A 19,673-nucleotide genomic window follows, 5' to 3' on the forward strand; every position below is an offset into this window, starting at 1 on the left:
TGTCTCATTGCATCCTGCTTTTACCGACTTCACTTCTCTATATCTCTTCCTGCAAGCCGATTATGATAAAGCGTAAGCCGTTTGTTTTGCCGATAAGATTTTAGAAAACGGTATACATACATCGGATTGTTATAGGCATACCTCTTCCATAATCGCTTCGGTTCGCAGACCAGACGATACAGCCACTCCAGCCCCAGCTTTTGTATCGCTAGCGGCGGTCTACGAACCTTTCCAGTGATATAGTCAAAGGCCGCCCCTACTCCAATCATCACGCCATGAATGCGGTCTTTGTTTCGATGCATCCATATTTCCTGCTTCGGGCAGCCTAAGCTGACGAATATGATATGCGCGCCGGACGCATTGATTTCATCAATGATCCGCTCCTCCTCATCTGGGTGAAGCTCACGAAATGGTGGTGAAAAGCTGCCCGCGATGCGGATTCCGGGGTAATCCTGTTCTACTCTTTCTTTTAAGCTATCCAGCGTATCCGGCGTACTGCCGTAAAAATATATACTCACCTTCGTCTGTGGCGCACGTTCGCACAACTTGAGCATCAGACTGGGACCATCTACCCGATCCTGACGCTCAAATCCGTACAGCTTAAGCGCCCATACCAACGGCATACCGTCCGGAGTACACAAATCGGCTTGAGTGAGCGCTTTGTGGAACTCGGAATGATTCCCGGCTGTGACAATGGAATGCGTGTTGCAAATACATACATAGCCGTCCTTTCGTTCGACTGCCCATTGTTCCAGCATGTGTACCGTCTCCTGAAACGTAAGTGCTGCAATATCTGCATCCGCAATCCTTCCGACTCTATATTGGGGCAGCTGTTTCATAATCACGCTCCTCCATCGCCTCGCTATATATCGCCATCAGCTGCTTTACATTCACTTCTTCCGTATAGCGTGCAGCATAATTTTCCGACACCTTCTGTCTCATAGCTGCATAGTTTTCATAGGCTACTGCACAGCGAATCACAGTCTTTATATTTTCCAAATCATCATGTTGAAAATGGAAACCCGTCACCCCGTCCTCCACGACTTCCTCCAGTGCACCGAGCCGGCTGCATAATACCGGAGTTCCAACAGAAAAAGACTCTACAATGGTCATGGGAAATCCTTCATACCAAATGGAAGGCACCATGACATACATGGCCCGGCTCATGCAATCCAGTACCGTGTCTCCATCCTGCTTACCGAGAAACCGAACATCTTCCTGCGGATAAGCAGCGGCCAATTCAGCCTTTTCCGGACCATCCCCAATGATGACCAGTCTAAATCCCCCCCGATCTTCCAACTGTGACCAGGCTTGCAGCAGATTGCGAACCCCTTTTTCAGCAGAAATCCGCCCCACGAACAACAAATAACGATCATTCGGGTCATACTGGGTTTTCACTGTTTTATGATGGATAAAATTCGGCTTTACCGCGATACGATCCAGCGGAATACCGCTTTCGGCAAATTTGTCCCGTGCAAACTCCGTCAGCGCAATATAGCGACTTACCTTGTGCTGCCATGTGCCGATCAGATCGTTGAACTTAATCATCGCCGCCACCGGAATCGTCTGAAGCTGTGAACCTCGATAGCATCCATGACGGATGGAGTGCAGCAGCGTGCCGTGCAGGCATTTTTCACAAACCTTATTCCCTCGCATAAAGGTTGCCGCCGGACAAATCAGCCTGTAATTATGCAGTGTCTGGACAACCGGAATCCCCAGCCGTTCACAAGCATGATAGACCGAAGGGGATATAACCGGGAAAAAATTATGCACATGCACCACATCCGGCTTCACCTGTAAAAGCAGCTTCTTGATTCTTTTGAATTCCGGCAGGGACCATGCCGCCTCTACTGCCAGCTTTGCCATGTTCGCTAGCCCTCTGCTTTGAATACTGTCGTTGTGCACATAGTAATGCTCTGTCTCTATTCCTCTGGAACGCAGCATAGCCGATTCTTGCTCGACAACCTTGTCTTCTCCCCCGCTTTGCTGATAAAAGTTATGGATGATCAGCACCTTGCTTACAGGAGGGTTCATCTGTCTGCTGACCTGTTGGCTCACGTTGCTGCCCCTCTTTCCTGCGTTGATTGCATAACGTGGTTAGAATTCCCGGGCTTGATCCCTTGATGGCTTACTATTTCATCCGCAATGCGATCCCACGACATACGCTCGACCGTAAGGAAGGCCTTCTCCGCCATACTTCGTCTCAGCTCAGCATTATCCAGCAAAGCGCCTATCCGACCAGACCATTCCTCTTCTGAAAAGCTTCTCAGCATCACTCCGCTCACTCCGTCCTCAATCAAGGTAACCGAGCCCCCGTTTACCGAAGAGATAATCGGGACGCGAAACAGCATGCTTTCCAGCAGCACCATACCAAAAATATCGTATTGGGTCGGAAACAGCATCACATCCGCCGCTCCATAAACCTGCCACAGATGACGTTGCTCCACTCTTGAAAAATGTATAATACTGTCCGTTATTCCCAGCTCATGAGCATATGTCCAATAGCGGTCTGTGTCCGTCTTCCGTCCATTCCCGACCATTAACAAAAGGCAGCTAGGATGCTTTTGGAGTACCCTTTTGAACGTACTCAGCATAAAACGTATATTTCTCCGTTCCTCCAGTACACCAACATACAGTAGCACCGGACGATCTCCGATTCGACGCAGCTCATTCGCGACCTCACGGTTTTCCTCACGTTCTCCGCTTATGTCTTCACTGTTGTTACTGGTTTCACTGTTGAATGCTCTCTCTACTTTACTGCGATCCAGTCCGACTCCAATCGTAACCACGTTGTCAAAACCTTTATTCTCCAAATAGCACTTGGCAAGATCGGATTTGACATAGGTACGGCGTAGAGATTTTGCTACCTTCGGCAGCAGCATAATATCGTACAGTTTGCGGATCAGCGCGTGCGTGTTATCTCGGTATGGGCCGTGATACAACGCCAGCTTATCAGGACATTTGCGAGAAAGCAGATAGGTCATGATCTGGTTGTATTCTGTAGTAATGACCAGACCATAAGCATCCAGAAAAGAATCTTTGAGAACATCTCTGTAGATGCTGTTGCTTAAGAACTTAAACCCGTGGAGCCAGATAATACGCAAGGTGCATCCTTCGTGACGGTAGACCTGTTCCAGATGGGTTTCTTTACGATCGTTGTAGTAAACAATATCGCAATCATAGCCTTTTCGAACGAGTGCTTTGCCCAAACCGACTTCCTGTAAATTGTATGAGTCCCCGTTCACCTTGCTAGCAAAATTGCGGAGATACAATATTTTTTGAATCATCATCAGGGCTCCTGCCATTTCATATTGGGTGAGTTATGGAGCACGGAGGGTTCAGAGAACGCTGCGCGTTCCATTTGATCTTCCGATCGCTGTTGCAGTGGGATTCCTGGATATATAAAACATTCCGAGGTAAGAATCCCACTGCAAAGGCGAACGCTAGCGCTTCTTCAGATTCAAATGGACCGCTCCGCTGCTGACCGCCGGGTCCATAAAGTCACCCCATTTTAAAAAAAGGGAATGCTGGCATGAAGTGCCCCCGCTGCGCAGATATACGCGAGCGAATGCATGCAGCCGTTGACCGCGCGCTACCTTGTATACCGATCACATTAGCGATAAACGATTGAACAGCATAGAGCTACTACCGCAGGGCTGACCACGAGACCTTAGCTAGGCTTGATTGTTGCTTGCCGTGAGTGTTATCCACCAAACACTGTCACCCTGACAGAGAACGGTACAGAGCATTAATTTCGCCGGCATGCATGCCCGGCGTGATGTTCGAGGCGATAGGGCGAAGCTATCGCCAGGCGGCTTTTACCTTCCCCACCTTATGGGCTGGGGGAAATTCTTTTTGGCTGCGGTGGGTAGCGGAGGGTAAGGGTTTGAATCTGAAGAAGCGAAGCGGTCGCCTTTGACGAGGGATTCCGCCCTCTGTAGGGCTTTATTCAAACAAAGGAATCCCACGTCAACAGCGATCGGAAGATCAAACCCGTCCCGAAGCGGCCTTCCATCCACAATAGTTGCTCCAGGATCAAACCCGCCCCGAAGCGGCCTTTCCCCTCCAACTTGAATGTTCACGCTGCCTTTCCTCCATCATCTGCATATTAAAATGGTCTGCCCCTTTGAGCTGAGCAGCTGCCATATCCGCCACTAAAGTCACACTCGATTCCATCGGCACAAAGCGGTATTTGTAGGCCGTAAGCCGATGATCAGTTTCGTGAAATAAAATATCCTGAGCGTAATTCCCCCATCGGTCCTTGGGCATCAAATCAATGGTCATGCCAGCATGCGCAGAGGGCAGCAGCATATTAGAGCCGTGGATGCCGATCACTAATCGGCTGGCTGCGTATACCTCGCAGACCCGCAGCTCACTTTCCCGGTCAAAGCGTGTGACACGCTCATCAGAAATCCATGCCGGGAAGCTCCCGGTACGCCCAAGTCCAGCGACTGTAAAACGATGATCTGGGAAGCTTTCTCTCAGCCTGCGGAACAGTCGTATGATTTTACTGCGCTGATGATAAATTAGCGGTTTTAGCCCACGTTTGAGCTGCGGAAATTTCTGTACCGCTCTTGCGATATGATGGCTGCCGCTCCACAAGCGATCTTCCCTCCATACGAAGGTAATGCGTGGCTCCGACTCACGCCTCTCGTCATAGCGGGAGACACCTGTAAACTGCTCAATATCAAACTGATTGGGATGTGAATATGCCGGGCTGACATACACCTCATCAAAACGCATCAGTTCCTCAATCATCCGATGATGTAGCACAGGATAAAAGTTTCGTGCCCTGCTGAACGGCACATCAACCGTCCAAATTTCAGACACATATGCTGGCACCATCCATTCCAGCGACTTTTGCACAATGACGATGATGCCCAGGTCCGGCGATTGCTCGTATTCGCGTTGCACATTGAGCAGCTTGAGCAAAGCATGGCCATACAAATAATCCATTGTGTTGATGATAATCACACGTGTAGAAGCTTTCATTTTATGCACAGTCATGCCGACTGCTAAGTCATAGGAAGGATTCATCAACGATTGCCGCAAAGGCTCTCCGAGCCATTTTCTCGACTTCGCATCACCTGTCAGAATATAGTCAGGCATTTCTACACGATAAGGTGAATACGTGGCATGACCGACCCTCATGTCCTCGAGATATTCGCGTCCGCACCCCTCACACGCAGTGCTGACACATACATGGATTCCCTGCCACAGCACCTCTCCACCACGTACCTTACTTCCACAATGCGGGCACTGTTCCTCATGCCGAACAAACGGTTTAATGGGTATCATGATTGTTCTCTCCAACTTTCGGTACTGTAATATGAACACGCCAGAAGGTCAGGATGGACTTCATCATCCAACCCAAATTAGATTTAACTTCCTTAAATAGCAAATCTAATAGAAATACAGATATCGTAAAGGACAAGATCGTCGCCACTAACGACCCTCGGACACCAAGCAACGGGATTAGCGCGTAATTGAAAGCGATATTCGTAACCGCACCCACCACCGAGGTCAGCAGCGTGTATCTGAACAAATTTTCATTGGTAATAAACAAGCTTTTAGCAACACTGAAGTTAGTGAAAAACAGACGAATCGCAAACAGAGACAACAGCGAACCTGCTTCGGTAAATTCTTTCCCATACAGCACAACCACTACCCATTGGGATAGAAAAAATAAAGGTACCGAGGTCACAAGAAAGCATATAAACATCAGGCGATACACCGTAGACAATGTCTGTCTGTATTCGTCGCTTCCTTTCTGCTTGGAGCGGGTTACTACTGGAGCATAGGCCGTTGTCAGAACAACCGGAATGAAGCCCAGCACTTCGATGAGTCGGAGTGCAACGGAGTATTGCCCAACCGCAGCGTTCCCCAGCAGTTCACCGATAATGACTTGATCGATCCGTGCCTGTACATATACAGCGGAAGATGACAGTATAAGCGGCCAGCTGTGATTCATGATTCGCCGAGCTGTGGCTAAGCGGAACGTCCATCGCTTCACACGTCGTCCTTCCTTACGGAAGAAATACAGCAGCAGCAGGCTCCCCAATAGAAACTCTCCATGAGCACACAACGCCACCACCCATATCGGAACACCGGACAACAACAGAATGATTTTGATGGTGGAGCCGAGAACAAAGGCGGTATTCTTGGCAACGACCGTGTATTTGGACAGCATCTGCGCACGAAACCAGTAGTCGATGATATCAAACAATTGAAATACCGAGGCCGTAGCCAAGATCAGATTGATCAACCGCACCGAACTGTCTTCCGGTCTGAGCAGTGAAATGAAAGAATAGGACAGTACAATGGCCATCAAAGTACCTACCAATTTCAGCAGAACCGCCGTACCCAATAGCTCATGCTCATCCTTAGGGTCTTTGACAAGATCGCGTACTAATATAGAATCAAAGCCAAGGGTCGTGAAAATCAGAAACATCCCGAAAAAGGATTCCGCATAATTCCACTTTCCCAGTTCCTCTGGTCCCAACACTCTCGCCATGATGATGCTGACTGCCAGGCCGAACACCATGCGAATCATTTTGTCACCGAACAGCCATGATGTATTCACCAGCAAACTTCTGCGCGGTTTGGCGCGTTTTTCGACTAATGTCATAGGTTTTACTCCATCTTGAAAAATGACCTTGCGTACAGCGAAGAGACCCCCGCCCAGGCGGATGGCCTCTCCATCTCTTACACGACGACAGAAGCTTCAACTGCAGCCTGCCTTTTTACCCGCTCCAAGTCTGTATCCACCATCATATGAATGAGCTGCTCGAAGCCTACTTCCAATCGCCAGCCCAGCTTTTCTTTCGCCTTGGCACAATCGCCGAGCAATAGATCTACCTCTGCCGGACGGACAAATTGAGGATCGATCACGACGTAATCCTCATAATTTAGGCCTACATGGGAAAAGGCAATTTGCAGCAGTTCACGCACAGAATGCATTTCTCCCGTGGAAATGACGTAATCATCCGGTTGATCCTGCTGAAGCATCAGCCACATCGCCTTTACATAATCCCCTGCAAAACCCCAGTCTCGCAGTGAATCCAAATTTCCCATGCGCAGCTCCTGCTGCAACCCCAACTTGATGCGAGCTACCGCATCCGACACCTTACGCGTTACAAATTCCAGTCCTCGGCGTGGGGATTCGTGATTGAACAAAATGCCAGAGCAAGCAAACATATTAAAGCTTTCGCGATAGTTCACTGTAATCCAATGGCCGTATACTTTGGCGACACCGTAGGGACTACGTGGGTAAAACGGAGTCGTTTCTGTCTGCGGTGTCTCCAGCACCTTACCGAACATCTCGCTGCTTGACGCCTGATAAAAGCGCGCTTCCGGTTTGGCAATTCGAACCGCCTCCAGCATATTGGTGACAGACAGCGCTGTAATCTGACCTGTAGCCAACGGCTGCGGCCATGAGGCCGCTACGAAGGATTGAGCAGCCAAGTTGTAGACCTCATCCGGGTCGGACTGACGGACGGCTTCGATCAATGAAGCCAGATCGGTCATATCACCGGAAAGCCAGTGGATGTCATTCTGGATATGCGCTACATTTTCAAAGTTCGGTGTGCTGGTTCGTCTGCGCACCCCGTACACCTCATAATCCTTGGACAGCAGCAACTCAGCCAGATAGGACCCGTCTTGTCCGGTAATCCCTGTGATCAGCGCTTTTTTCATTCCCATTCCCCCACCGTTTTTTTATTGTTCAACCAGATCCAGACCTTGAAATGCCTGATACACAGACTTTAATCCCTCTTCTAGTGAAATACGCGCCGACCAACCCAGCTCGGAAATTCGGGATACATCTACCAACTTACGCGGCGTTCCATCAGGAGCGGAGGTGTTAAAGGTAATTTCTCCCTCATAGTCGACTACATTCTTCACTCGTTCAGCCAGCTCACGAATAGAGATATCCTCACCTACGCCGATATTTACAATTTCATTTCCCTCATAATTGTTCATCAGGAACAGACAGGCTTCAGCCAAATCATCAGAATGAAGAAATTCTCGCCGCGGCGTACCTGAGCCCCATACTTCGACAGTCGGAGATTGATTCAGCTTGGCTTCATGAAACTTGCGGATGAGCGCAGGCAGCACATGAGAGGTCTGGAGATCAAAGTTGTCGCCCGGACCGTATAAATTCGTCGGCATCACAGAAATAAACCGGGTTCCATACTGACGGTTGTAAGACTGACACATTTTAATCCCGGCAATTTTAGCAATTGCATAGGCCTCATTAGTAGGCTCCAGTTCACCTGTAAGCAGATATTCTTCCCGCAACGGCTGCGGAGCAAATTTAGGATAGATACAAGTAGAGCCGAGGAATAACAGCTTGCCTACATTCGCCCGGTATGCCGCATCAATCACATTCGTTTGTATAAGCAGATTGTCACGGATAAAATCAGCCGGATATTCGTTATTCGCCAAAATCCCACCAACCTTGGCCGCTGCCAGAAATACATAATCCACAGGCTCTGTTTCAAAAAAATGATCTACTGCCTCTTTATTGCGTAGATCCAGCTCACGGCTTGTGCGAGTAATAATATGACGGTAACCCGCATCCTGAAGCGCTCGGACAATAGCGGAACCCACCAGTCCGTTATGCCCTGCTACATATATGTTGGAATGAAGATCCATACTTACCCCCTACCTTCTTCGTGAAAATGAAAGACTTTAATACGCATCCTTGGAGCCTAGCAGCACACGAAATGTTTTCAGCATAATGATCATATCTGTGCGGAAACTGCGTCTGGATATGTACTCCAAATCCAGTTCTACCATCTGGTTAAAGCTTAGATGATTACGACCGCTGATCTGCCATAGACCAGTGCAGCCCGGTGTAACCGTCAGACGCAGCTTATCTCTCACTGTGTAATCATGGACTTCTCTTGGCAATGGGGGTCTGGGTCCTACCAGACTCATCTGCCCACGTAGTACATTGAACAGTTGTGGCAGCTCGTCGATGCTCGTTCTGCGAAGAAAGCGACCCACACGGGTAATTCGGGGATCGTCCCGCATTTTAAACATCGCACCCTCAATTTCATTTTCCACCAGCAGTGCAGACAATCTGGCTTCGGCATCAGACACCATAGAACGAAATTTGATCATGCGAAACGGCCGCTCGTTTTTTCCAATACGTACTTGATAAAATATTGCACTGCCTTTTGGGTCCTCCAGCTTAATCAGCAAAATGACAAGCAGAAATACTGGGCATAGCACGATGATTCCAATGAAAGACAATATAATATCCATGCTTCGCTTCACGAACGGGTATACGTTCCATCCTTGCCGCCGTTCAAGCCCATGAGCAACCGAATAAACATCCACTGACGCGCCCAGCACTTCGGCCTCGTTCGAGCGGGAAGAAGACACGTCTCATCACCTCGCTCCTTATTGATAAGTATTATTTATACATTGTTAAAAGAATTTTATGTACTATCATTTTCCTCCTTTTTATTCATGTCAGATTGCGTTCCTCCATCCCCCGCTCGGCGCGGGTATTCGAACGCTTCACATTATTAAGTACTACACCCAGAATGCGCGCCTTTACTCTTTCCAAATTCGCTTTTGCTTTCTTGACGATATCCTTTTTGACTTTCCCTGCCTGCACCACCAGAATGACTCCGTCACACATAGCGCTTATAATTAAGCCATCCGGAAAGGACAGCAACGGCGGCGTATCCATTAAGATCACGTCATAATGTTCTTTTAGGTCAACCAGCAGAGCATTCATTCTGCGGGAACTGAGCATCTCGGACGGATTGGGCGGGTTCGGTCCGGCTGTAATTGCATGCAGATGGTCAATCCCGGTTTCCTGAACCACATCCTGCCATGCCTGTTGATTGGCAAGCACCCGTGTCAGCCCCGTGTGATTACGCAAACCAAACATATGGTGCAAAGAGGAACGACGCAGATCCATATCCATAATCAGCACCTTTTTCCCCTCTTGCGCATAGGTTACAGCCAAATTGCTAATCGTGACCGTTCTACCTTCACCCGCCTGAGCGGACGCCACCATCATAACCTCAATCGGCTCGTCTATAGAAGAAAACTGGATGTTAGTACGAAGCATGCGGTACTCCTCCGAAACGGAAGACTGAGCATGTAGGGATGTAACGAGCTGATTATTGATTAATCGCGGCATATTGCCCTTCACCTACCTGTTTAGGAGTTGTAGTGGAGCTGTCGGAGCGTTTATCTTCTTTTTTCATTTTCGTAATCAGGGATAGGGTGGGCAGACCGAGTTCTTTTTCAATATCCTCTTCATTCTTAAATGTATCATCCAGTACCTCCAGCAAAAACGCCAAGCCTATTCCCAACAATAAAGAGGTGGCAAAAGCAATAAATATCTGTATAGCGGGATTACTGTTCACGGGAACTGCTGGATCATTCAGACTGGCTTCGCTTAGGATGGTGACATTGTCCATTTTCATGATAGAGGGGATTTGCCGTTTGAATACTTTGGCTACCGCATTGACGGTTTTCACAGCCTTCGTATACGATAAATCGCGGATTGTTACATCCATGACCTGTGAATCACCTGCGGTGTTCACTCTTAATTTTGACGCCAAAGCTGACGGAGTGACCTTAAGGTCGGGGAAGCTGGCGACCACCTGATCCATAATCGCCGAGGAGATCATAATTTGCTTATAGGAGTTCGTTAAGGCTATATTCGTTTGAACTACACTGTAATCAACGACACCTGCACGATCCGGTCGTGGCGTCTGGTTGATAATGAGCTTTGCGGTAGCTTCGTAAATCTGCGGGGTAAAATATACATTTTTTATGCCCACTACAGTACATACCAGCAATACGATGCTACCAATCAACCACATTCTTTTACGGATCAAACGGATGTACTCTTTCAACTGCACAAGACCAGTCCTCCCTGATTGACTTGTTTTCGATGCAATAACGCTTGTACTGATCCTCTGCATAACGGGGAAAAGAACGATGCATGACCCTCTAATCTATAGTAAAATGTTGTATAATAGCGCATAGAAGGTCCAGCCAGCGAATAAGCACAAAATGCTCAATCATCGGTGGCCTCTTAGGGTATATAAACGAAGACATAAGTGAAAACTATGAAATAAAGATACGTTATGTAACTTACATAACTAATTTATGATACAAAACGTATCTTGTCAAGCGTAAAATTGCTTTTTTACCTTTCTTAACCTTGCCTTCAGGAGGAAAAACAGATGAATTATGGCACCCGCATCGCTGAATTACGAGAACATAAGGGATTAAAACAAGAGGAACTAGCGCAATCCCTCGGAATTACGCGGGCAGCTCTTTCTCACTATGAAAAAAATAGGCGCAAGCCAGATTTTGAGATCCTGACCAAGCTCGCTGATATTTTTGGGGTAACGATTGACTACTTGGTGGGACGTACGAGCCATCCGGCGGCAATATTGGATTCAGATGTGAGGGAATTTGTGGACCAGCTTGAACTGTCCGACGAGGATATTCTGCGACGTTTCAACCTGACCATTGACGGACGCACCTTGTCTGAGGAAGAAGCCAAACGTTTTATTGCATTTGTCCGAATGGAACGAATGATGGAATAAAGAACGCGGCCGACTGCCTTACGTCTCGCTCAAGTAAGACCAGCCGTTGGAATTTACACGCGCTTGTCCTTCCGGTATGTGGTTCCATCAGCGTCGCTTTCTAGCCATTCTGGTATCGTGATACCACATTGGAGCAAGATGTCCCGGATGTCCAAGTGGATGGCAGCTTTGTCTGCTTTCTGTACGTTGTTTCGAAAAAGAGGGTTGTTCACCCCTAATTCTGTCTCCTTGTTCATTCAGCACTAACCTCGCTTTATTATTCTTGGTCACCGGAAAGAGATTTCCCACAAACCATGTATGTATAGTCATGAACAAAACTATTATATATGAATACATACCTGCAATGTTGTCGTCTTATGACGAGAATATAAAAGGATTTTCTTATTTTTTTCTTCATTATACGTAAAGTATTGGCAAATCAGAACGATTTTCCAACAAAAAAGAACCTGTCAGGTCCTATTTTCTCCTGATAGGTTCTTTTTTGTTTTAATTCGAAATGATGTTAGGTATTCGTTATCTAAGGTCCTATATACATTCCGATCTAATATTAAGCGACCTCGGCTGCCTGGGAAACCTGAGTGCCTCCGGTCGCCCGAACTTTGTAGACATAATGGCCTCCGGCTTTTACTGTGCGGTCTGTATACGTGCTTCCCGCTACTTGCGAGGCGATCACCTGATAGGCCCCGTCGGTCCCGTCAGCACGCAGCACATCATAGGAAGATACGCCTTCTGCCTGAAGCCAATTAATCTTTACTGCCCCATCCTGAACAGAGGCAGCCTTCACCCCTGTTGGAGCTGAAGCTGCGGTTTGATCTGTACTTTTTAATTCCAAAATATATTGTACCGCTTCGCCAGGACCCAGCTTTTCTTCAAAATCAAGAGCAGGAGAAGCCTTGAGCCCTGATATGGAACGTTGTGCCTGACTGTAAGTAGAACCCGCTCCAAAACGTTCACCCGTGTACAAACCGGCTTTCGGCATCGTTACGCGTACACGAACTGTCTGCGTGGTAGCTTCGAAATTCACTAGATTCACCAGCAATTTGTCTGAAGTAGCGCCGCTACCTGCCAGCGGTTTAAGCTTGGACGTATCCACCGCACGAACATACACCATCTTATCCTTGGTATCCTCTGGATTCAGCACTGTATAAGTCAGAGGTTTTCCATGGGTGGCATAGGCTAAGCTCAAGCGTCTCATGATCTTAACGCGGGTGTCCTGTCCTTGCCCGAACGGATAAATTTCTGTGTTGGCCGGGTTATGACTTTGCAGATCGAAGCCTGTTTTAAACAGCGTATAATCTTTATAAAAAGCAGCGTGCTGGATAAACATATCGGCAAACCCAATTTGCGAACGCATAATCCGGTCGAATGCAGCTGCTTGTGGCTGACTAGCCCCGTAATCTGGATTGTCTCGATGCGTATCATTGGTACCGAACTCTGTGTTCAGCATCTTTTTCGCCAGTCCATTGCTCGAACCGCCGAAGGTTTTCAAATTTTGGACGAAGCTGCCCCCGCCCTCTTCATTATACGATTCACCATAGGCGTGTCCATTGGTCAGGTCGGTGACTTCCTCCAGCTGTTTACGTTGCGCCGGGTCCCGTTCCCATCCATCTGGGTCACCGCATTTTTGCGTACCACTGGTTTGATTTTTGCATGCTTTGGTAGAGTACGTTGGCCAGTAGGCCCAGCCCGGTGCTACGGTTTTGAGATGCGGTGCCAATTGCTTGCCTTCTGTATTCAACCACTTGGCCACAGCCAGGTTTACCGCCTTGGAGCGATTAAATAATCCAGGTTCATTATCTACTTCATAATATTGAAGATAAGAACCGTATTTTTTTACATAATCGCGCAACTTTTGCTTGGCCGTCTCTGGTAGAGAACCATCTTTTTGCAGCTTAATATCACCTGTATATAAATACAAAGCAGACGATTGCATATTATACTGCTTTAACGTTTGATAGTAATCATCCACGTCTGTACAGGCCTTGCCCACATTACTGGCACAGGTGACCCTCATGACGTTGCCACTATAAGCAATGCCCAGCCACTTGAGAACGTATGGTAAATGCTTAACTGCACCCTGATCATAATAAAATTCTTTATTGTTCACATTTGTTCCGGTCAGTATATATTTACCGTGTACCGGTTCGGTCGCAGGTGAAGCTAACGTCTCCAAGCTCAAGTCATCCCAAGTCCACCACACATTTTTATCTTCTGCAGAGGAGCAGTATAGGCAGCGCGCTGTCTTTAGCTTGAGTACGTTAACACCGCTTTGCAATTGCTCTTTGGGTATATACAGCTCGTAGTTGTTTTTGAAATTATAAGCACTCCCAGTACCGGAAACCCCGGCAATCTGAATAATACCGGACAGCTGATGATTTGAAAATACAGCCATTTGCGGGACTGCTTTGCCCGCATCCAAAATCCGAACACGGAATATCATACCATTGGGAGGAATCTGATTCAGCTTATACTGGAGTGTCAGTTCAGGGTTCGTGGACGCATTCAAACCGGGAGGAATATCTCCACTGCTGAGCAATACCGGAACTGTTGTACTCTCTGCTTCCGACAATGCTGACAATGATCCTTTAGCAGACGATTCGGTAGAGGCAGCTGCTGTAGAAATATCGATATTATCCCTACCGACCACACCTTTGAATTCCGCTGAAGAGTCATCCCTCTGACCCAGCTTCCATACTGGACTGGCAGCCGCTACTTTATCCGTCTGCAATTCTGCGCTTCTTGAAGGCGTGTATATAAACCAAGCGATCATCGCTATAGCTACGACCGCTAGTAGTCCAGATAAAACTACTGAATACCTATGGGATAACCATTTTTTTATCATATGATCCACCCTCTCTCCTCAAATTTTTTGACCGGGAAAGAGTATCAATCAAGGAAGAAACAAAGCGTTTCCGGGAATCACCGCTTTCGCTTCATGCTGACTTTCCCACATTAGACGTGCCATCGCGTCGCCTTTTTCATCATAGTATTCCACTTTTAAATCTACCATTTTGCCTGCTTCCAAAGTAATACTGCCTTTACGCTCTGTCCAGCTTTGTTTGAACCAGCTGTCAATAACCAACTTGCCATCTACCCATACACGGATACCGTCATCAGATATCGTTGTGAACGTATAGGTCTCGCTATATTGCGGTTTGATTTTACCCGTCCAGCGAACCGAGAACTGATCGGCATTCACCTTTGGATCAGCTGCATTGGCACGCCAGTTGTAGTCCAGCTTGCTATCTGTACGGATCAAAGCAGGACTTCCGCTCAAATTCATATTGTTAAAATATTCGCCCTGCAGCCCGTTCACATATACCACATCAGGAACGGAAGGAGGAGTCGGAGCCGGGATAGGCTCACTTTGTCCCTCGTCCGGTAAGGTCGGTACGTCTGTCCCAGGTTGTTCGATTGCTGCCAGCCCATTTTTCACATCATCCCGCGTCAAACTCTTCGAATCATTCATATAATCCTGAATTTGATTTGTTGTGTTATTCTCAGTCAGCATCTTGCCCCAAGTCATGGAATATACCCATTTAGGTTGAGCCTGCAATACCTCAGAACTAGGCATCTCACCGTGCTCCCCAATGGCAATCGGCTTATTCCGTGCCAACCCGAGCAGACCTTCGTAATGACTTTGCTTAAAATCATTGTTGTAAATGTCTACTGCCAAAATGTCCACTTTGTCATCCCCCGGGTATTTCGGGGTATATGGGACGGTATACGAATTGGGAGCATTCGGACTCCATACCCACAGCAGATTGTTCAATTGATGTGTGTTTGTAAAACGGTCGTACATGATATTCCATAGCTGATTGAAATTATTTTTGTTTCCCCACCAGAACCAGTCACCATTCATTTCGTGGTAAGGTCTCCACAAAACCGGAACCCCTGCATCACGAAGCTGCTTTAACGATACAGCGACCTTATCCAGATCGGCAATGAGGAGGTTATACTGCGCAGTACCTGGAGTCACGTATTTGTTGAACTCTGCCTGACTTACTTTCGCCTGTACATTGGCCCAAGTCAGTGGCCTACCTGGTAGCGCTTCATGAAAAGTCATCGTCACAATACCACCGGATCTGTCCCAACGGATAGCACTATCGACGACATTTTTACGTTGTGCTGCTTCCGTAGCGTCAGATTGACCAGAGATAGCTCCCATCTCATAGCCGTGTACACCAACATATGCCTGACTGATTTTTTGGACCTTGTTACTTAATTCATCTGGACTTTCCAAATAATCATGCTGACCGGTGACTATTTTTTTCCCTGAGATGTTGAGTAAATAATTGTATAGTTCACGGGCCTGAGTAGAAGCGTCCGAATTAACAGGTTGTAATGAAGCGGCATTCGCCACCGACAGAGAATCTCCAAAACCGACGGGCAACAATGAAAAAAGCATAACAACGGGGAGTACATGACGTATCAGTCGATACAGAGGAATAAAATTGAATCTCACTTTCGCTCTTCCTTTCGGTAGCCAGGCTGCCATCCTTGTGGAAGGCCCTTTAGCTTTGCGTACCTGCCTTTCGACAGGGCTGCGTTTATCGTTGGAAGGAGTTTGGATTCCTTCTTACCCTAAGTATCGACTTTTTTTTACCAAAATTTAATAGGTCATGTTCATGAATTTACAGGTTTTCGCCCAATTTCGACAGTTTAGGCTATGAATTTTCATGAATTCGTCTTTTTTTCGTTTTTACGAAAATAATTAGGAGATAAATTGGTGACGGGAAATTTCATTCCAATCCATACAAAAGCGGACAATATCCTCTTCAACCAACTCAGAGCCAGTCTGCACCTCAATAAAATCCACATCGGTCACTGCCAAAATGCTATGCTTCGTCCCTTCAGGGATACGTACTACGTCACCAGCCTTCACTTTGTGCAGCTTCTCATTCAAAATAATTTCCGCTTCACCGCTAATAATGGTCCAGATTTCACTTCGTTTGAAATGAAGCTGGTAGCTGATATTTTTGCCTTTCCGTACGCGGATTCGTTTGGTCAATACCTCGTTACCCTCGTCATACTTGACATAATCCACAACCCGATACTGTCCCCAACGACGTTCTTCATACATTGGACGCTGATCATGAGCCTTGAGCACTTCCTTAATACGAGGACTTTCTGCCTTATTGGTCACAAGAATGCCATCCGGGCTAGCGGCTACGATCAGATCATTCGTTCCAATGATCGCCACAGGAATGTCTAACTCGTTAATAAGGCTCGTATTGACGCAATCCTCCGTTACTACACCTCTGCCCACTTGTTGATTAGACATTTCTTCTGTGAGCGTATTCCAGGTACCCAAATCCTTCCAAAAACCATCATACGGAAGAACTACGATGTCCTTTTCCTTCTCGACTACTTCATAGTCAAAGCTGATTTTTTCCAGAGATGCGTATTGCTTTTGCATTTCTTCATAATTAAGCGGCAACCCCTTGGATGCCAAGATATCCAGCAAATAACTTAATTTGAATGCAAAAACCCCGCAGTTCCATAGAGCATTGCGTTCAATCAGACGCTCCGCCTGCTCCCGGTCGGGTTTCTCTTGAAAATGGCTCACTTCACGGTAGCCTGTGCTACCTTGAGTGGCATCGTTTTTCGGAATAATGTAACCATATTTCTCTGAAGGATAGGAAGGGACAACCCCGATTAAAGCAAGCTTGCCTTCACTCTCCTGAAGCGTATGTTCCAGCTGGGCTACGGAAGCGAAGAAAGCATCCTCAACATAAGGATCTACAGGCAATATTGCTATAATTTCATCAGGTGAAACACCTGCAATGGAATATAGATAAGTCGCTGTCAGCGCAATCGCAGGAAAGGTGTCTCTGCGTTCCGGCTCAACAATAATGCGCGTATTCGGCCCGACCTGACTCTGGATCATTTCGACCTGTGCTCTCCCTGTCGCAATAAACGAAGATTCTGATAATCCGTTGTCTCCCAATTGTCTCCATACCCGCTGTACCATGGATTCCGAAATCCCCTCCGGGCTCTCCAGTACCTTCAAAAATTGTTTGGAACGGGAATCGTTGGACAAAGGCCATAATCTTTTACCGGAACCACCAGACAAAAGTACGAGCTTCATAACTCTCCACTTCCTCTCTATATTGGTTGGATGATCGGATGGGGCAGGGTTGAGTAGTCCGCTACAGGCTGGATTTGATCTTACGATCGCTGTTGGACCGGGATTCATTCGATTGTATAAAATCGTATAAAGGTTTGAATCCCGGTCCAAAGGCGAACACTATCGCTTCTCCAGATTCAAATCCAACCCTTCGCTACTCAAAAAATGCATCATATCGATCATACCTTGTGGTGCAAAAGGCACGACCGGACATTATTAAGTCCGGTCAGCCTGTAAAAATCTCACGCCTTCGGCAACAGCAATGGCGTCTTTGCGTCGCAGGAGCAGCATAGCGTATCCGCATGGTAGTGCTTGCTCCACAGGGGCGGCGCAGCGCCGCTTGATCGGAAGGAGCGGCATCAACCGCGCCGCTCCTTCTGATCTGCCCTTCTACTCCCCCCATAAGGTGGGAGTTTAAAAATTGTGACTCCACGGCGAAAAGCAGCGGAGCGGGCAGAATTGTTCTGAAGAAGCGTCAGCGTTTGCCTTTATCCCCGGATTTTAACCTTTGAATGTTTTATATAATCCAGAAAATCCGGGGGTAACAGCAATCGGAAGAACAATCTGCACGCGCAGCGCCTTCAGCGCCTCCAACACCGCCACAGTCACTTTTTAATCTGTCACTTTTAAACCTCTACCTTATCCCGATTCCACCCACTCATCCGCGGACGACCCACGGAGTAGTATTCCAGCCCGGAGCCTTGGATCTGTTCCTCACCGAATACGTTACGACCGTCAATGAGAACCGGTTTGTGCAGAATGGAGGCCAGTTGTACGAGATCAACTTTTTTGAACTCTTCCCAATCGGTCAACAGGCACACAGCGTCGCTACCTTCAGCGGCTTGCTGTGGGGACAAGCACCATACAATATTCGGGTGATCCACGCGCTCCTTGAATTTATCCATCGCAATAGGATCATACAGCTTGACAATAGCGCCTGCCTGAATGAGCGTTTCTACGATTTCCAGTGCTGGAGCTTCGCGGATGTCATCTGTATTGGGCTTGAAGGCGAGGCCCCAAATGCCAATGGACACACCGTTCAGTTGACCCAGCGATTCGCGCAGCTTGGATACAATCATAAAGCGCTGGTCGGTATTCACCTCGACCACCGATTTCAACAACTTAAATTCATAGTCTACATTACCTGCAATTTGGATAAGCGCATTTGTGTCTTTTGGAAAGCAAGAGCCACCATACCCGATCCCTGCTTGTAGGAAAGAGGAGCCAATCCGTTTGTCCATACCCATACCGTCAGCCACACAGGTTACATCGGCGCCAACCTTTTCGCAAATATTAGCGATTTCGTTAATGAACGAAATTTTAGTTGCCAGAAACGCATTGGACGCGTATTTGATCATTTCAGCACTACGGATATCCGTCACATAGATTTTATCCGTGAAGACCTGATGCAGAGTGACCATGGTTTCACGCAATCCTGTATTGTCCAAACCAATAATGATGCGATCCGGATGAAGCGTATCATTGATGGCTGAGCCTTCTCTCAGAAACTCCGGCGCGGAGACGATATCGAAAGACAAGCTCGTGTGGCGAGCCAATACGTCCTTAATCTTTTCGTTCGTTCCGACAGGTACAGTACTCTTGGTCATAATAATCTTATACCCGTTCATGGCTTTCCCAACATCAGCGGCCGCCTGTTCAATGTACGACAAATTCGCCTCGCCGTTAGCCAGAGAAGGCGTACCTACCGCCAAAATTACGATATCCGAGCGGCGTACCGCATCGGCCAAATCCGAGGTGAACTCCAACCGGCCCGCTTCCAGATTCAACGCGATCAATTCCTCAATACCCGGTTCATAAATCGGAGATTCTGCCCGGTTCAACATGTCGATTTTGTGCTGCTCCAGATCGACACAAATCACCTCATTACCTTTTTGCGCAAAACATACACCCGAGACGAGCCCAACGTATCCAGTACCGATTACAGCCAGCTTCAT

17 protein-coding genes and 1 riboswitch are annotated in these 19,673 nt (G+C 47.5%); of the genes, 1 reads left to right on the top strand and 16 read right to left on the bottom strand.

The genetic code is table 11. The features are described from left to right. Positions 1-29: 29 nt before the first annotated feature. The 10 genes from MKX59_RS21685 to MKX59_RS21730 all read right to left on the bottom strand — a co-directional run bounded on the left by MKX59_RS21685 (position 30) and on the right by MKX59_RS21730 (position 10,892). Complete coding sequence (locus MKX59_RS21685) at positions 30-839, bottom strand: WecB/TagA/CpsF family glycosyltransferase (RefSeq protein WP_340858923.1); 810 nt, start codon at positions 837-839, stop codon at positions 30-32. Continuing rightward, a complete protein-coding gene (locus tag MKX59_RS21690; RefSeq protein WP_071559038.1) occupies positions 817-2,058 on the bottom strand; it encodes a glycosyltransferase family 4 protein in 1,242 nt (413 codons plus the stop codon). The genes MKX59_RS21685 and MKX59_RS21690 overlap by 23 nt, the downstream gene beginning before the upstream one ends. Beyond that, the gene (locus MKX59_RS21695) at positions 2,055-3,287 is read right to left on the bottom strand and encodes a glycosyltransferase family 4 protein (RefSeq protein ID WP_053324856.1); all 1,233 of its coding nucleotides are present in this window, start codon (positions 3,285-3,287) and stop codon (positions 2,055-2,057) included. The genes MKX59_RS21690 and MKX59_RS21695 overlap by 4 nt, the downstream gene beginning before the upstream one ends. A gap of 748 nt (positions 3,288-4,035) precedes the next feature. Beyond that, positions 4,036-5,298: a hypothetical protein gene (locus MKX59_RS21700; RefSeq protein ID WP_340858924.1), complete on the bottom strand. Its 1,263-nt coding sequence runs from the start codon at positions 5,296-5,298 to the stop codon at positions 4,036-4,038. Then, on the bottom strand, positions 5,285-6,628 hold the full coding sequence (locus MKX59_RS21705) for a flippase (protein ID WP_028543103.1): 1,344 nt from the start codon (positions 6,626-6,628) through the stop codon (positions 5,285-5,287). Before MKX59_RS21705 ends, MKX59_RS21700 begins: the two co-directional genes overlap by 14 nt. A gap of 77 nt (positions 6,629-6,705) precedes the next feature. Further along, complete coding sequence (gmd, locus tag MKX59_RS21710; RefSeq protein WP_023987436.1) at positions 6,706-7,695, bottom strand: GDP-mannose 4,6-dehydratase; 990 nt, start codon at positions 7,693-7,695, stop codon at positions 6,706-6,708. A 21-nt stretch (positions 7,696-7,716) separates the two neighbouring features. Continuing rightward, the gene (gene fcl / locus MKX59_RS21715; RefSeq protein WP_023987435.1) at positions 7,717-8,655 is read right to left on the bottom strand and encodes a GDP-L-fucose synthase; all 939 of its coding nucleotides are present in this window, start codon (positions 8,653-8,655) and stop codon (positions 7,717-7,719) included. Between the two features lie 36 nt (positions 8,656-8,691). Then, a complete protein-coding gene (locus MKX59_RS21720) occupies positions 8,692-9,390 on the bottom strand; it encodes a sugar transferase (protein ID WP_023987434.1) in 699 nt (232 codons plus the stop codon). Between the two features lie 85 nt (positions 9,391-9,475). Further along, a complete protein-coding gene (locus tag MKX59_RS21725; protein ID WP_023987433.1) occupies positions 9,476-10,162 on the bottom strand; it encodes a CpsD/CapB family tyrosine-protein kinase in 687 nt (228 codons plus the stop codon). Further along, on the bottom strand, positions 10,143-10,892 hold the full coding sequence (locus MKX59_RS21730; protein ID WP_023987432.1) for a YveK family protein: 750 nt from the start codon (positions 10,890-10,892) through the stop codon (positions 10,143-10,145). The genes MKX59_RS21725 and MKX59_RS21730 overlap by 20 nt, the downstream gene beginning before the upstream one ends. 327 nt (positions 10,893-11,219) lie before the next feature. Between MKX59_RS21730 and MKX59_RS21735 the strand changes: the two genes are divergently transcribed. Then, positions 11,220-11,588, top strand: coding sequence for a helix-turn-helix domain-containing protein (locus MKX59_RS21735; RefSeq protein ID WP_023987431.1), 369 nt, complete (start codon positions 11,220-11,222; stop codon positions 11,586-11,588). 53 nt (positions 11,589-11,641) lie between these two features. Here MKX59_RS21735 and MKX59_RS21740 read toward each other — a convergent pair whose 3' ends face one another. The 6 genes from MKX59_RS21740 to MKX59_RS21765 all read right to left on the bottom strand — a co-directional run bounded on the left by MKX59_RS21740 (position 11,642) and on the right by MKX59_RS21765 (position 19,673). After that, positions 11,642-11,824 (bottom strand): hypothetical protein, encoded by a 183-nt coding sequence (locus MKX59_RS21740; RefSeq protein ID WP_025720481.1) that lies wholly within the window; start codon positions 11,822-11,824, stop codon positions 11,642-11,644. Between the two features lie 311 nt (positions 11,825-12,135). Further along, entirely contained in the window at positions 12,136-14,430 is a 2,295-nt protein-coding gene (locus MKX59_RS21745) for a hypothetical protein (protein ID WP_209941260.1), read from the bottom strand. A gap of 48 nt (positions 14,431-14,478) precedes the next feature. Beyond that, positions 14,479-16,053: a glycosyl hydrolase gene (locus tag MKX59_RS21750; protein ID WP_071559045.1), complete on the bottom strand. Its 1,575-nt coding sequence runs from the start codon at positions 16,051-16,053 to the stop codon at positions 14,479-14,481. A 13-nt stretch (positions 16,054-16,066) separates the two neighbouring features. Next, positions 16,067-16,147: riboswitch (cyclic di-GMP riboswitch) on the bottom strand. A 155-nt stretch (positions 16,148-16,302) separates the two neighbouring features. Then, on the bottom strand, positions 16,303-17,679 hold the full coding sequence (locus tag MKX59_RS21755) for a sugar phosphate nucleotidyltransferase (RefSeq protein WP_013309163.1): 1,377 nt from the start codon (positions 17,677-17,679) through the stop codon (positions 16,303-16,305). 255 nt (positions 17,680-17,934) lie between these two features. Next, positions 17,935-18,081: a hypothetical protein gene (locus MKX59_RS21760; protein WP_155613653.1), complete on the bottom strand. Its 147-nt coding sequence runs from the start codon at positions 18,079-18,081 to the stop codon at positions 17,935-17,937. A 263-nt stretch (positions 18,082-18,344) separates the two neighbouring features. Then, positions 18,345-19,673 (bottom strand): UDP-glucose dehydrogenase family protein, encoded by a 1,329-nt coding sequence (locus tag MKX59_RS21765; RefSeq protein WP_028543107.1) that lies wholly within the window; start codon positions 19,671-19,673, stop codon positions 18,345-18,347.

The organism is Paenibacillus sp. FSL R7-0340, from assembly GCF_038002205.1.
Classification (GTDB): Bacteria; Bacillota; Bacilli; order Paenibacillales; family Paenibacillaceae; genus Paenibacillus; species Paenibacillus polymyxa_B.